The organism is Prochlorococcus sp. MIT 1303 (genome assembly GCF_001631965.1).
GTDB classification, from domain to species: domain Bacteria; phylum Cyanobacteriota; class Cyanobacteriia; order PCC-6307; family Cyanobiaceae; genus Prochlorococcus; species Prochlorococcus marinus_D.
This window is the reverse complement of sequence record NZ_LVHK01000041.1, coordinates 121,022-135,805: the sequence shown is the minus strand read 5'-3', so window position 1 is coordinate 135,805 and position 14,784 is coordinate 121,022. Positions and strand designations below refer to the sequence as shown.

At 55.6% G+C, this 14,784-nt stretch carries 12 protein-coding genes; 5 read left to right on the top strand and 7 right to left on the bottom strand.

The window, feature by feature from the left end; all coding sequences use genetic code 11:
• Positions 1–63: 63 nt before the first annotated feature.
• The gene (locus PMIT1303_RS06455) at positions 64–642 is read right to left on the bottom strand and encodes a hypothetical protein (protein ID WP_011825519.1); all 579 of its coding nucleotides are present in this window, start codon (positions 640–642) and stop codon (positions 64–66) included.
• 126 nt (positions 643–768) lie between these two features.
• On the opposite strand from PMIT1303_RS06455, the gene PMIT1303_RS06450 reads away from it, so the two are divergent.
• Genes PMIT1303_RS06450 through PMIT1303_RS06435 form a run of 4 tightly spaced genes read left to right on the top strand, consistent with a single transcriptional unit; the run spans position 769 to position 4,748 of the window.
• A complete protein-coding gene (locus PMIT1303_RS06450; RefSeq protein WP_197459786.1) occupies positions 769–1,911 on the top strand; it encodes a Re/Si-specific NAD(P)(+) transhydrogenase subunit alpha in 1,143 nt (380 codons plus the stop codon).
• Entirely contained in the window at positions 1,911–2,216 is a 306-nt protein-coding gene (locus PMIT1303_RS06445) for an NAD(P) transhydrogenase subunit alpha (protein WP_011825521.1), read from the top strand. Before PMIT1303_RS06450 ends, PMIT1303_RS06445 begins: the two co-directional genes overlap by 1 nt.
• Complete coding sequence (locus tag PMIT1303_RS06440) at positions 2,216–3,655, top strand: NAD(P)(+) transhydrogenase (Re/Si-specific) subunit beta (protein ID WP_063397996.1); 1,440 nt, start codon at positions 2,216–2,218, stop codon at positions 3,653–3,655. Before PMIT1303_RS06445 ends, PMIT1303_RS06440 begins: the two co-directional genes overlap by 1 nt.
• Positions 3,636–4,748 (top strand): YheT family hydrolase, encoded by a 1,113-nt coding sequence (locus PMIT1303_RS06435; RefSeq protein WP_063397995.1) that lies wholly within the window; start codon positions 3,636–3,638, stop codon positions 4,746–4,748. Before PMIT1303_RS06440 ends, PMIT1303_RS06435 begins: the two co-directional genes overlap by 20 nt.
• Positions 4,749–4,767: 19 nt before the next feature.
• Here PMIT1303_RS06435 and PMIT1303_RS06430 read toward each other — a convergent pair whose 3' ends face one another.
• Entirely contained in the window at positions 4,768–5,115 is a 348-nt protein-coding gene (locus PMIT1303_RS06430; RefSeq protein ID WP_063397994.1) for a ferredoxin, read from the bottom strand.
• Positions 5,112–6,365: a 1-deoxy-D-xylulose-5-phosphate reductoisomerase gene (locus PMIT1303_RS06425; RefSeq protein WP_063397993.1), complete on the bottom strand. Its 1,254-nt coding sequence runs from the start codon at positions 6,363–6,365 to the stop codon at positions 5,112–5,114. The genes PMIT1303_RS06430 and PMIT1303_RS06425 overlap by 4 nt, the downstream gene beginning before the upstream one ends.
• Positions 6,366–6,443: 78 nt before the next feature.
• Between PMIT1303_RS06425 and PMIT1303_RS06420 the strand changes: the two genes are divergently transcribed.
• A complete protein-coding gene (locus tag PMIT1303_RS06420) occupies positions 6,444–7,778 on the top strand; it encodes a sodium-dependent transporter (protein WP_063397992.1) in 1,335 nt (444 codons plus the stop codon).
• Positions 7,779–7,935: 157 nt separating this feature from the next.
• Here the strand turns inward: PMIT1303_RS06420 and cysS are convergent, their stop codons facing one another.
• From cysS to PMIT1303_RS06400, 4 genes are all read right to left on the bottom strand, one after another.
• Positions 7,936–9,435: a cysteine--tRNA ligase gene (gene cysS, locus PMIT1303_RS06415; protein WP_197459784.1), complete on the bottom strand. Its 1,500-nt coding sequence runs from the start codon at positions 9,433–9,435 to the stop codon at positions 7,936–7,938.
• Between the two features lie 70 nt (positions 9,436–9,505).
• Positions 9,506–10,165 (bottom strand): Coq4 family protein, encoded by a 660-nt coding sequence (locus tag PMIT1303_RS06410; RefSeq protein ID WP_063397990.1) that lies wholly within the window; start codon positions 10,163–10,165, stop codon positions 9,506–9,508.
• Between the two features lie 414 nt (positions 10,166–10,579).
• Entirely contained in the window at positions 10,580–13,540 is a 2,961-nt protein-coding gene (polA, locus tag PMIT1303_RS06405; RefSeq protein ID WP_063397989.1) for a DNA polymerase I, read from the bottom strand.
• Between the two features lie 24 nt (positions 13,541–13,564).
• Positions 13,565–14,743, bottom strand: coding sequence for an efflux RND transporter periplasmic adaptor subunit (locus PMIT1303_RS06400; protein ID WP_197459781.1), 1,179 nt, complete (start codon positions 14,741–14,743; stop codon positions 13,565–13,567).
• Positions 14,744–14,784: the final 41 nt, after the last annotated feature.

Below are 14,784 nucleotides of genomic sequence, written 5' to 3'. Positions count from 1 at the left end.
CAAGGCCTGAAGCTTCAGGCCTTGGCGATGGAGCAGGAGTTGTTACCAATTATCTGACTGATTTCAGAGCGCTTCGGTGTGGTTCACGAGTAGGTGCTCAACCTCATTGAGGCCTTCGCTTGCAGCAGTGTGTGCGATCTCGAAGTTGCCCTGAGCCTCATCCATGAGTTGACTAGCTAAGCGATCGAGCAATTGCTCCTTTTGCTCTTTGAGCATCGTTAGCAATTCGTTTTCGATCAGCTTTTGAACGGCTGATGCCCTCAGGGTGTCTGAACCGGCTTCAGCAAAGGTTCCCTGAACCAGTTCTTGAATAAACAGTCGGTGGACTTCACTGCTGCGTAGGAAACTCTCGGTGGCGTTGATAATGCCGTCTACCAAAGCTTTGTCAGGCTCTGACTCCTGTTTGTCAAGCTTGAATTCCCAATCCAAATGGCGTCGCTGCCATCCTGCGGAATGGAGGCTAGGCATCACTGTCTGCGAGAAGGTATCCACCGAAATCTCGTAGATCCGTTCTGCCAGGCGTTCACACCATTCTCTCCCGTGTCCCTGGAGGTTGTTCTGCATTGTGGAGCGCTCCACAGCATGGCCTCCGTGATGGCTATGGCAAACACCATCCGGACATTCGATTGCAGTTAGGCCCATGGAGGGAGTTGGAGTTAACAATCCTTCTTAGCTATAAAGCCAGCTGAAAAACTCTTTTCTTCAGGAAAGCTCCCGGTGCCGGGAGGTCGACCCCGTAATCTCGCCTGGTTCAACCAGTCCTGTCTTTTGCCCAGACTCTTAATTCCGGTGGAATCGGCGATGGGAGAAACCCGTGTTGCGGCCTCGCCGGACACGGTGAAGAAGTTTCTTTCTCTGGGAAGCAAGGTTGCCATTGAGCGTGGCGCCGGCCTTGCCGCAGGTTTTGTTGATGGTGATTTCAACACCATTGGTGCGGAGCTGGTTGCTCCGGGAGATTCACAGGCCTGGAGCGAGGCCGATGTCGTCCTATGCGTTCAATCTCCTTCTGCTAGTGCTTTGGCAAGGATGCGATCTGGGGCCCTTGTTGTTGGTTTGTTGGCGCCTTATGCCAACAGTTCTTTAGCAGCGTCGCTGAAGACAGCAAAGCTCTCAGCGATGGCCCTAGAGCTGCTGCCGAGAATTAGCCGGGCACAGTCTGCGGATGCCCTTTCCTCTCAGGCCAATATTGCTGGCTACAAGGCGGTGCTGTTGGCTGCTGCTGCCCTTGATCGTTACTTTCCGATGTTGATGACGGCAGCTGGCACGGTGCAGCCAGCGCGGGTTGTGGTATTAGGTGCTGGTGTGGCTGGATTGCAGGCAGTTGCTACAGCAAAGCGGCTGGGTGCTGTGGTCTATGTCAGTGATGTCCGCTCTGCCGTGAAGGAGCAGGTGGAGTCACTTGGGGCACGCTTTATCGAACCTCCTGAAATTGATCAGAGGCCAGATGAGTCTGGTGGTTATGCCAAGCAGGCTTCTGAGGCTTTTTTGACGGCTCAGCGTGAGCAGCTCTCCAATCAGTTAGCGGAAGCCGATGTGGTGATCTGTACTGCTCAGGTGCCTGGTCGAAAAGCTCCACGATTAATCAGTGATCTCATGCTCGATCGCATGCGCCCAGGTGCTGTGGTGGTCGATCTTGCCGTTGAACAGGGTGGAAATTGTGCGAATACTCGTCCTGGTGAAACAGTCGATCGCAATGGCGTGAAGTTGATCGGTGCCTCCGATCTCCCTTGCAGTGTTCCCAATCACGCCAGTGCTCTTTACTCTCGCAATTTGGTCGCTCTGTTGGAGCCCGTTTTAAAGGACGGTCAGCTCACTCTGAACATTGAGGATGAGTTAATTGCCGGATGCCTGATCAGTCACAACGGTGTGATTCGCCATGACGATGTGTTCAACACGGGAGGGTCCAACTGATGTCGTTCTTGAGTGAGGCCCTTTGGGTGCTGCTGCTTGGCAGCTTGCTTGGCCTTGAATTGATCGGCAAGGTGCCTCCCACTTTGCATACGCCTTTGATGAGTGGTGCCAATGCGATCTCGGGTATCACGATGTTGGCCGCTCTCACCCTGATCATCAAGGCCGGTAACAACATCCCTCTGCTGGCGATGGGTGCTGTTGCTCTTGGTTTCGCCTTGTTCAACGTGATTGGCGGATTTCTCGTTACCGATCGGATGCTGGCCATGTTCAGCCGCAAGTCATCTCGCCGCAGGGACAACCACTGATGAATATTGCTGAGATCCTCAAGTTCGCGATTGATCTGGTCGCGGTTTTACTCCTTGCCCTTGGGATCAAGGGCCTTTCGAAGGTGCGCTCTGCTCGTGAGGCCAATCGCCTTGCCGCTGTTGCCATGGCACTTGCCGTGGTGGGCTTGATCGTGAACTATCTCGGCACCACCGGCATCGCTGCTGAAGCCTGGATTTGGATCATCTTCGGCACGGTGGTTGGTGGATGTCTCGGTGCGATAACAGCGCAGCGTGTGCCGATGACCTCCATGCCGGAGACCGTTGCTCTGTTTAACGGCTGCGGAGGCATGTCGTCGTTGTTGGTGGCTCTCGGTGTTGCAATCTTCCCGACAGCCGCTGGTGCTGGCGAAGCAGGCAGCGCAGTGGTTGAAGACATCTCGATTGTGGTGTCTGTTTTTGTTGGCTCGATCACCTTCTCAGGATCCATCGTGGCGATGGCAAAGCTGCAGGGCTGGCTGTCAACACCACCTTGGATGCAGAGCAGGGTTCGGCATGCAGTGAACATTGCACTTGCTGTGATGTCTTTAGTGGCTGCCATCGAACTTGGCCGCCATGGCGACAACGTCAGTGCGCTGTGGTTGCTGGTGATCGGGTCTGGTTTGTTGGGAATCGGCGTAACGCTACCGATTGGCGGCGCCGATATGCCAGTGGTGATCTCACTTTTGAACAGTTATTCAGGTGTTGCGGCGGCGGCGGCAGGTTTCGTTGTCGGTAGTCAGTTGCTGATTGTGGCTGGCGCCATGGTTGGAGCTGCTGGTCTGATCCTTACTCAGGTGATGTGCAACGGCATGAATCGCTCGTTGGTATCAGTGTTGTTTGGTGGAGCGTTAGGAGCAAGCGCTGCTTCTGGCGGCGGTGGCGAATATAAAAACATCACCAGTTGCAGCGCTGAGGAGTGTGCGCTCACCCTTGAGGCGGCAGAGCGGGTTGTCATCGTTCCCGGTTACGGCCTGGCTGTAGCACAGGCCCAGCACACGCTTAGGGAAGTCACCCGTGCTTTGGAGGCAGCTGGAATTGAGGTCACCTATGCCATCCATCCGGTTGCTGGACGGATGCCAGGCCATATGAACGTTCTCCTTGCAGAAGCCGATGTGCCTTATGAGCAGCTCAAGGAGATGGATGTGATTAATCCTGAGTTCCCAGCCACTGACGTGGTGCTGGTGCTAGGGGCGAACGACGTTGTGAATCCTCAGGCCAAGACCGATACAAGTTCACCTCTTTATGGCATGCCTGTGTTGGATGTGCAGGAAGCTCGAACGGTGTTCGTGGTGAAGCGGGGCATGAGTGCGGGCTACTCAGGGATTAAGAATGATCTGTTTGAACTTGCCAATACTTCCATGGTGTTTGGTGATGCCAAGAAGGTGTTGGGTGATCTTTTGGTTGAACTAAAGGAGCTCGGTGTTGGGAAGAAGGGGTGAACCCCATCCCGAGCTGCTGAAGCAGCTCGGGATGTCTTCTTTTAGACAGAGATTGCCTTGGCTGGGCGGTGATTTGCAGACCCTTAGGGACACCCTGAGACCGGTGCGCTTGCCAACTGATCGAGGCGAAGCGATTGAAATTGCAGTACCTGCTTTGCCGAGCGGTATGGCTGGTTCTGGTCAGTTGTTGGCTTTGTTTGATCGCCCTCAAGCGACCCTCCATGCGCGTGGCTTGGTTTTGCTGCTGCATGGATTGGGGGGCTCCAGTCGACGTGAAGGTCTACGACGCATGGCTTGCGCTCTTCAGACGGCTGGTTTTGCCGTGCTGCGCTTGAATTTGCGTGGTGCAGACCCTGGGCGGCATCTCTCAGCAGGGACCTATGCCGCTGAGTGCAACAGCGATCTTGGCCCGGTTTTGTTACGGGCCCGGCAGCTCTGTGATCAGCTTGGGAGTGAGGGTGTTGCTTCGAGAGGCGCAGTTCCTCTGCTTGGGGCAGGTATTTCCCTTGGGGGCACGATGCTTCTCAATGCCTGTCTTGAGCCAAGCCACGCGCGCGCGCCTGGCCAAGCGGTTTTGGATGGATTGGTTTGTACCAGTAGTCCCCTTGATCTAGCGGCTTGCAGTGCCTCAATCGAGCGACCCCGCAATAGGGTTTATCAGCGTTGGTTGCTGCAGCGATTGATTCGTCAAACCTTGGCGGATCCCTTCGGCGTGACTGTCCAGGAAAGGGAAGTGCTCAATGGGGAGAAGGGGCAGAGCCCGCCAGCAACGATCCGAGAGTTTGATGCTGCCATCACAGCACCGCGCTGGGGGTATGGCGATGTTGAGGCTTACTACGCTGGTGCCTCACCTTTGATCGCCTTGCTTGAGAACCCCAGCCGCCTGCCGCCGACACTGCTCCTCCAAGCGGTAGATGATCCCTGGGTGCCAGCAGAAGCCGCTCAACAGTTGGCAGCGAACATGTCTCCATCCAATGAGCAGCGAATTCAAGTGTTGTTGACAGCCCACGGCGGCCACAATGGTTTCCATGCAATTGGAGGCTGCTGGGGGGATCAGGTGGTGGCCCGTTGGCTGTCAAAGTTTGGAGCTTGACTAAAAACCCAGTAAAAACTCAGGGATGTCTCTGCTGCTGAGGGGTCCGGCGGATGATCCAGGCTTCGATTGGTTGGCCGCCAAGCACATGCTCTCTCACGATTGATTCGATTCGTTTTGGTGTCACACCGCCATACCAGATCCCGTCTGGCCAGATCAGCAGGATTGGTCCGTCGTTGCAGATGCGTAGACAGTCAACCTTGCTACGTAGAACCACACCTTCTGGCCGATCAATGTTTTCGAGATCAAGCTGTTTGATTAGTTTTTTGAGATTGGCCCAGCTAGCGTTTCCGACATCTGCACTGCAACAGGCCGCCTTGTTGGGTGTTGCGCAAAGCAGTAGGTGATGACTCACCTTGAAATTCATGCTGTCAGGGCTGGCAGTGGTAGGCGACGGGTGCCCCGTTTTACCTGCTCTTGTACGGCCTTGCGTGCCCATGCATCGACGGCAAGCACGTCATCAAGCTGGGGTTGTGTCTGCAGGTCGGGCTTGTGGCGTTCACAGGCAGCCTCGATCACTTCCGGGATGTCAAGAAAATGGATGCGCTCCTCAAGGAACTGGGCCACTGCTTCTTCATTGGCAGCATTGAGAACGGCTGGCATGGTTCCGCCGGCCCGTCCTGCGGCGTAGGCAAGTTCCATGCAGGGGTATTTTTTTGTATCAGGGGCGCGGAAGGTGAGTTCGCCTACTTCGGCGAGATTCAGGCGCCGCCAAGGTGTTTCGAGCCGCTCCGGCCAGCTCAGGCAGTAGAGGATAGGTAGTTTCATGTCTGGCCAGCCGAGCTGCGCCAGCACGGAGGAATCAGCCAGCTCGATCATCGAGTGGATGATGCTTTGAGGGTGGATCACGATCTCGATTTGGTCGTAGTCGATGCCAAAGAGGTAATGGGCTTCGATGACCTCTAGCCCTTTATTCATCAGGGTGGCTGAATCCACGGTGATTTTGCGTCCCATGCTCCAGTTGGGGTGGCTGGTTGCATCGGCAATGGTGGCTTTCTCGAGATCTTTTGCTGACCAGTCGCGGAAGGCACCCCCAGATGCTGTGAGCTGGATGTGGCGCAGCCCAGGGGTAGGAACTCCCGTGGAGAGGCGGGCGTTCTCAGCCCAGGGTGTTCCTTGCAGACACTGGAAAATGGCCGAGTGTTCGGAATCTGCTGGAAGCAGCCGACTGCCGCTGCGTTTCAACTCCGGCAGCACGACAGGTGCAGCAGCGATCAGGGTTTCTTTGTTGGCGAGGGCAAGATCTTTGCCGGCTTTGATTGCTGCCAGTGTTGGCAGTAGCCCAGCACAGCCGACGATGCCGCTGACCACGAGATCAGTGCTATCCCATGAGGCAGCCACATTGAGCCCTTCTGGGCCCGCTAACAACTGAGGTAAGTGAGGTGGTTGTTGCTCGCTAGGCAGTGCGTTGAGCTGCTGCTTCAGTTGTGGCAGCAGCGACGCGTCGGCGAGCGATACAACCTCGGGATGGTGTCGCTTGATCTGCTCCACGACAAGAGAGACGTTCGTGCCGGCAGTGAGTGCCACCACCCGGAAGCGCTCAGGGAATTCTTCGGCAATCTCGAGGGTTTGAGTACCGATCGAACCTGTGGAGCCCAGCACGCTGATGGCTTTCACACTGTTCCGGCAGTTGAAGCCAGTCTCCCACTAGATGGCCAGACCCTGGCAAGCTTGTCTTAACAAGGAGCCGCAGCGATGGCAGTTCGGGAACATTGGCGATCGGGTGTGGGCTTTGTGCTTGCCGCGGCAGGCAGTGCAGTGGGGCTGGGCAATCTCTGGGGCTTCGCCTATCGATCCTCGCAGGGGGGTGGGGCGGCGTTTCTGCTCCTCTATGTCGTAATTGTGTTGGTGGTCTGCCTGCCGGTGTTGGTGGCGGAGATGGTGCTGGGGCGTAGCACGGGCCAAAGCCCTTTGATGGCCCCTGTACAGGCGGCAGGATCTACTTGGCGTCCAATGGGCTGGCTGTTTGTGGTCGCATCCTGTGGAATCCTGGCCTTTTATGCCGTGCTGATGGGCTGGACGGCCCACACCCTGTTTCATGCCCTATTCGTTGGTCTGCCAGCGGATATGGCGGCGGCAGAATCGTTTTTTGCCTCGGTGAGTCGCGGCAATAGTGCTGTTCTGGGTCAGGGAATCAGCCTCGTGCTTACAGCTGCCGTTGTTGCTGCCGGCGTGCAGGGAGGCATTGAGCGTTTATCTCGTTGGGCTTTGCCCTTGCTGTTTTTGCTCCTGATTGGACTAGCGATCTGGGCGACCACATTGCCTGGAGCTGTCGGCGGATACCAGACGTTTCTGCTCAGTTGGGATCCGGCTCAGCTGGTGAACCCCACCACCATCCGTAACGCTTTTACCCAGGCCTTCTTCTCCATTGGCGCTGGCATTGGCTGCATCTTGGCCTATGCGGCCTATCTCGATCGCAGCAATCGATTGCCTCAAGAAGCGATTGCCGTGGTTGGCCTGGATACGGCGGTGGGCTTGCTTGCGGGCATGATCACGTTTCCTGTGGTGGTCAGCTTCGGTCTGCAGGAAACGATCAGCGCCTCCACCGTGGGCGCTCTGTTTCTGGCGATCCCCACAGGACTTGCCTCCCTTGGAGAAACTGGTCGCTTGGTGGCGGTGCTCTTCTTTTCTCTGGCCTATCTGGCGGCTATCACTTCATCGGTGTCCTTGCTGGAAGTTCCTGTGGCATCGCTGATGGATCGTTTGGGTTGCTCTCGTCGACGGGCGGCCTGGCTGATGGCGTTGCTGATTTTTGTGGTGGGTTTGCCGGCTGCGGTGTCGATCCCGGTGCTGGAGGTGATGGATTCGGTGTTTGGTGGTGTGCTTTTGATCCTTGGTGGATTTCTGCTGGCCCTGCTGCTGGGTTGGGTGGTGCCGAAACGGTTTCGCGACGATCTTCAGGAATCAGGTACATCCAGGCGACTGATCCGTTTGATGTTGTTTTTTCTGCGGTGGGTGTCACCACCTGTTGTGGCCTTTGGTTTGATCGTTAGCGTCGTCGATCTGCTGCAGACATGGACAGGGACCTAATCAAGCGTTCACGGTTGGGGCTCATGGACCCAGTTCTCTAAAGCAGAGGTGGGCATTGTCGATTTAGCTGAAGCGTTTGTATCCCTAGAGCTGGCGAAGCCGAAGTCGCGCATCGAACCGCTGATGGTTGAAAACCAGAACGTTCCGCGGTAGATGATTAGCTGCTGATCCAGTCTGTGAGGCCACCTGGCTTATCGATCAGTTCGATGCCTTGGGCGCGCAGCTCGTCGCGGATGCGATCGGCTGTGGCGAAATCACGAGCAGCTTTGGCCTCTTGGCGTGCGGCAATGGCGAGTTGAATATGGTTTTCATCAACCCTGTTGTTGTCATCGGGGGCTTGTTGCGCGGCTTTTTCTGCCTCAAGCCCGAGCACATTGGCTAGCTCCACTAGCAGTTGCCAACGTGGGAGCAAGTTCAGCTGCGCTGTTTCTTGAATTGCCTTTGTGTCACCACGCTCCAAGCGGTTCGCTAGGGCACGCAGGGGGCGGGCAAGATCGAATAGCACTGCGATGGCCCCTGAGCTGTTGAGGTCATCGTCCAGTGCATCGATGAAGTGTTGACGTATTTCGCTGCATTGCTCCAGAGTGGAGGAATGGGCGGGTTGAATGACTTCTTGTGGTAGGGGTTTGCATTCAGGCCAGTTCAGGGTCTCGGCATAGATGTTCCCGAGGCCAAGGGCTGCATTAAGACCTTTCCATCCGGTGGCTGCAGCGTTGATGGCATCGGCTGTGAAGTCGAGCGGTTTGCGATAATGGGCCTGCAGAATGAACAGGCGTAGTGTCATTGGGGAGACGCCGCTCTCTAGCAGGGCTCTGATCGTGGTGAAGTTACCGAGTGACTTGCTCATTTTCTGACCGCCGACATTCACCATGCCGTTGTGTAGCCAATAGCGAGCAAGCTGCTTGCCCGTAGCTGCCTCCGATTGAGCAATCTCGTTTTCGTGATGAGGGAAGATCAGGTCCGCTCCCCCCAGGTGTATGTCGATTGTTTCGCCCAATTCCTCGCGCACCATGGCTGAACACTCGATATGCCAGCCTGGGCGGCCAGCTCCCCAGGGTGAGGGAAAGCTTGGCTCTCCGGTTTTAGCTCCCTTCCATAGTGCGAAATCAAAGGAGTGTTGCTTGCGCGCCTCTTCGGCATCGGCCACACGACCATCGGCGTTTTGTTGCTGCTCATTGAGATCACGACCACTGAGCTTGCCGTAGCCGTGATGTTTCATCACGGCGAAGTAGACATCGCCATCGACAGAGTAGGCAGCCCCACTAGCTTCTAATTCACATATCAAGCTGCGTATCCCATCTAGGCATTGGGTGGCGCGGGGCATGCGATCGGGCCGCAGGATGCCCAGGGCATCCATGTCTTGATGGAAGGCTTCGATGTTTTGCTCGCTGATCTCCTGTATGGAGCATTCCTTTTCAGCGGCACGCTTGAGGATTTTGTCGTCGATATCAGTGAAGTTCTGCACGAAGGTGACTGTGTAACCACGCCAGATCAAATAGCGACGCAGCACATCCCAGGCGATGTAGCTGCGGGCATGGCCGAGATGGCAGAGGTCGTAGACCGTGACGCCGCAGCAGTAAATGCTGACGTGCCCGTCCTTGAGCGGAGTGAAGGGTTCCGTGCGGCGAGTGAGGGTGTTTGTGAGCCGCAGTGACACTGGCAGGGCTGGAGTTTGCTTTGAGGCTAGGGCCACGCGTTCTGAACCTGCGTTCGGCTCGGGCTGATGCTTAGCTCGCGTTGGGGTGAGGCAGCCTTAGTTCTTCTCGCCATTGCACAAGTGGCCGCTCCCAGCCTTCTTCAAGTTTGTGAGCAATAACTAAGTCAGCATCCAGTCCCATCTGGAAGCCTTGGCTTAGAGCCTGAAGCAGCGGGCCAAGCGGCTCATCGTCTTGCAGTGCGTTGAGCATGCCGCCAAAGATCAACATCACGGCCAGGGGTGAATGGTTCTGAGCAAGGTTGAACCCTTGCAGGCCAAGCTCACTGACCCCATCGATACCGAAGCCTGTTAGCACGTGAACGATGTCGTGCGTTTCCTTGAGGCGATGCACGATGAACTCCTTTGGGGAAGTCACAGGTGTTGGATCGATTAGGGCCAAAGGATCAATGTCTTGGCTGAGGAGTTGATCGGCGTAGCTGCGGCCAAGGCTTCCTTGCGGAAGCTTCTGCAGATCGTTGAGGTCTATCGGTTTTGGCCGCCAATCCTCCTTCACCATCTCCTGAAAGCGTGCATTCGCCATCAGGTGGCGTTCCATCTTCTCGGCCAGGGGGCTGTCTTGAAGACTGCCTGCAACTGCAAACACGCTGTCCAGGCCAGGATCTTTTAAAAAGTTGGCCAGACCGGCTACAAGTTTTAGGTTTTGCAGTCGTTTGCGCAGGTTGAGATTCATCAGCAGGATTGCCTTGTGGAGGGTTTTATTGAATCAGGGAATATGGCTAGTTCTTTTCAGGCATATCGGATGAGGATTATGGAAGAGTTGATTCTAACAAATCTATTCTTCGTTCAATTTAAGAATATCTAGTCAACTCTAAAACTATAGTCAACTCTAAAACTATTGCTGGGCTGCCTTGTTGGCTTGTAGTACCCAAGACTTTCTCTCTCAGGCTTGCGATTTTATTGTTTGGATGAACCATCAATTTAGATCCACAGATTTAGTAGATCCACAGATTTAGATCTCTTGCAAGGCTCACTTAGCGGGCCTTTTTATTGCTTAAACGCATGCTCTCAATCGATTGAAACAAGAGCTTGTTTGGCCTTGTTGATGGAGGTCAATTGCCGTCTAGTTTTTTGTCTGTTGAGGTTTTTATTTCGCGTCCATCCAGTTATCGCCAATGCCTGTTTCCACCACGAGTGGCACGCTCAGTTCAACAGCCTTTTCCATCGTGCTCACCACCAATTGCTGAACATCTTCAAGTGCGGTGGGGTCTACTTCTAACACCAGTTCGTCGTGCACCTGCAGCAGCAGGCGTGCCGGTAGATCTGCTGCCGTTAGCTGTTGTTGCAACTGCACCATCGCCACTTTGATGATGTCGGCACTGGAACCCTGGATCGGTGCATTGGCTGCCGCCCTGAGCTGTTGGGCTTCCATGCCAGCGCGGCGGGCTACGTCGAGATCAATGTCCATTGGATCTTTGCCCAGCAATCGGCCTAATCCGTTGCGATCGAAATTGAAGGGCCGCCGCCGCCCTAACAGGGTTTCTACATAGCCTTTGCTGAGTGCAAGCCGCTCTTGCAGTTCGAGGAAGGTAAACACTTTTGCGTAGCGCTGTTTGTAACGGCTAAGGAAGTCTTTGGCCTCTGCTTGGCTGACGCCGGTTGAACGTGAAAAGCGTTGGGCGCCCATGCCATAGATCACGCCGAAGTTGATTGTTTTGCCGAGTCGACGTTCATCAGAGCTGACTTCAGGTTTGTCCAGCAGCAGCCTTGCGGTGAGAGCGTGCACGTCATCGCCATTGCGGAAGGCCTCTTGCAAAACCTCCTCTCCAGAGAGGTGGGTGAGGATGCGCAATTCGATCTGTGAATAGTCCGCACTGAGCAGTTTCCAGTTCTCTTGGGGAAGAAAAGCCTTGCGGATTCGTCTGCTGAATTCGGTGCGGATGGGGATGTTTTGCAGGTTGGGGTTGCTGCTACTCAGCCGGCCTGTTGCCGTAACCGCTTGGTTGAAATCGGTGTGCACCCTGCCGGTTTCTGATTCCACAAGCTGCGGCAAGGCATCCACGTAGGTGCTGCGCAGTTTGCTGAGCACTCTGTGCTCCAGCACCAACGGCACCACGGGATGATCAGCTTCGAGTTTTTCCAGCACGTTGGCATCGGTGCTCCAGCCCGTTTTGGTGCGCCTAGATTTTTTGCGATTGAGCCCAAGTGTTTCGAATAGCAGTTCTCCCAATTGCTTGGGGGAGGCCAGATTGAAGTCCACTCCGGCTGCTTCTCGGGCTTGTTCTTCCAGACGCTCCAAGGTCTCACCCAGTTCAACGGAAAGTGTCTGTAAATAGGGCAGGTCGATGCGGATCCCGGTGGCTTCCATTAGCGCCAAAACGGGTTCTAGGGGTTGCTCAACTTGCTCCAGTAGGGGGAGGAGCTTGGCTCCCATGTCCTCAAGTTGTGCTCTGAGTCGTATGGCAAGTCGCCGGGTGAGATGCACGTCCATGCCGCAGTAGAGGCTGGCCGTTGGGATCGCGACATCAGCAAAGGTTTGGCCCTTGCCAACGAGCTCGCTGAAGCCGGTTGGCGTGATCTTGAATTCACGCTCTGCCATCACATCCAGGCCGTGTTTGGCTGCTGCATCACGGAGGTAGTCGGCAAGCAACGTGTCCATCACGACCCCCTCGAGGGCGAGTCCATGGCGCAACAGGATGAGCCTGTCGTATTTGGCGTTCTGCAGTGCTTTGGGGTGGTCTTTACTCGCCAACCAAGGGGCTATCGCTTTGAGCACAGCCTCTAGGGGGAGTTGGCAGGCAGCCTCTGCCTCCAGTAGTTCTGCAGGTGGATGGTGTCCGATCGGGATGTAGGCCAGGTCTTGCAGCCCCTCCCCCCAACAGACGCCTAAGCCCACCAGTTCGGCGCAAAAGGGATTGAGGGCGGTTGTTTCAGTGTCGAGGGCCACTGGATTGAGGCGATCTCGACAGCCCATCAGCCGTTTGACAAGCTCTTGCAGCTCTTCTGGATTGGTAATCAGTTGAGGTTGTAGCGCCGGTTGTTCGTTGTCGTTTGAAGCCTTTGTTTCTGTTGAAGATTCAGGCTCTACTGGGCTTGTCGCCGATTTGGATGGTTCAAGTTCGTGGCGATTGGCTTTAAATCCCCCGCTGGAGAAGGTGGCCACGAAACTTGGCACTTGGCGCACCAGGCTGTTGAGTTCAAGGGCGCTCAGGCGGTCAGTGAGTCCATCGTTGTCAACGCTGCTTAGCTCTAGACGTGGCTCTTTCGGTAGGGGGATATCGACCAGGATCTCTGCGAGATGGAGCGACAGATAGGCGTTGTCACGATCGTTGCTGAGCTTGCTTTTGAGTGCTCCTTTAATGGCACCGCGGCTGGCTTTCTCGCCTTCTGCTTCCACTTCAGCCAGCGTGTTGTAGATGCCATCGAGATCGCCATTCTCCTTAAGAAGAGTGATGGCTGTTTTAGGGCCCACACCTTTGACCCCGGGGATGTTGTCGGAGCTGTCGCCAGTGAGGGCCTTGAGCTCAACCACCTTGTTGGGGATGACGCCAAGTTTGCTGAGCACTCCAGCCTCATTGATCAGGCTGGGACCACTACTTTTGGCGTAGGGTCCACCACCCATATAGAGCACGGCAATGTCGCGCTGATCGTCGACCAGCTGAAAGAGGTCACGGTCGCCGGAGAGGATGCGGACCCCCCAACCATCTCTGCTTGCTTGGTTGGCGAGGGTGCCGAGCACATCGTCGGCTTCATAGCCAGGGGCAAGGCAAAGGGGCAGTTGCAGATTGTTTTCAAGGATCTCTTGCAGTTGTTTGAGGTCCTGGAAAAAGATGTCTGGTGCAACATCACGATTGGCCTTGTAGTTGACATCTGCTTGATGGCGGAAGGTTGGCTCAGCTGTATCAAAGGCGATCACAATGCCTTGAGGGCTAAGACTTTTGCAGTTGTCCAGTAGGGCTTTTAGGAAGCCATAGGTAACGCTGGTGGGGGTACCGTCTTTTGTGGCCAATCCCCCTTCGCCTCCTTTGCTGAAGGCATAAAAGCTGCGGAAGGCCAGCGAGTGGCCATCCACCAGTAGCAACAGTGGCTTGTTAGCAGCCTCAGGCATGGGGCGAAGTGATGTGGGTTTGGATCAGTCGCGTTTTGGTTTGGCCCAAGGGGGCAGATCGATAAAGATGCGCGTGCCGGGATTGAGCCCGCTCAGGATGGCTGTTTTGCTGCCACTACTGGTGCCTAGTTCCACCGCTTGAAAGCTTGGTTGATTTTTTTTGCCCACCAGAAGCACCCCAGGTTTGCCCTTTTCAGTGACAATCGCCACGGTGGGAACCAACGTGCTGGGTGCAGTCTTGCCCGTTTCAAAATCCACGTCTGTGGACATGCCTATCAGCAGTTGGGGGGAACGCTTGATCAGGTTGAGCTTGACTGCGAAAGAGATGACATTCTCAGTTTTTGCTGCCCTGGGAGCGATTTCGCTGACGCGGGCCATAAAACGTTGTTCTGGGAAGGCGTCAACACGCACGCTGGCATTTTGGCCGATGCGGATGCGGCCGATGTCGCTTTCGGGCACTTTGGCGTTGATCTCCATTCCTTCTGAGAGCTCAACAAGGGAGGAGCTGCTGGCGCCGGCAGTTGCAGAGGCTGCTGTTGTTGGGGTCACAAAGGCTCCTGGCTCCGCATAACGGGCTGTAATCACACCACTGAAGGGTGCTCTGATCAGAAGTTCGCTCCCTTCAGTAATGCGTTGTTGAACACGCTCTTGGGCTGCGGCAAGGTTGGCGCGGCTGGTCAGGTAGAGGCGGCGATATTTGCTCGCGTCGTCGGCTGAGATGGCTCCTTGTTGGTAGAGGTTGTCGCGCCGCTCATGGTCTGCTTTTCTCGTTTGGTATTCAGCTTGCTCTTTTCTTTCAAGGGCCTTCGCTTCATCTAAGCGGTCGTTGTAGTCGCCACTATCCATGCGAGCTAGTACCTCTCCCTTTTTGACCTCGTCGCCTTGATCGACATAGAGCTCTTCCAGCAAACCTGCTTTTTTGGGACTGACATTCACGCTCCGCTTCGCCTGCAATTCGCCATTGGCGCTCACGATCCCGGGAAGGGAGCCCCTCTCGGTTTCTACGGTGTAGTCGCTGAGATCGCGACCCAAGCGCTGCTGGGGGCTGAACCTCCACACCACGCTGCCTGCAGTGATCAGCACGACAGCTGCACTGAGGCCTATCCAGAGTTTGCGGCGGCGTTTAGCACCTTTGAGTTGTGTGAGATGGACCAATCCCTGCTCCTGATGTGCCGATATGGGCGGGGCCTTTGTACTGGCCATCAACCCACCAACGATGTCAAGCAGTCTCGCTGGTCAGCGTG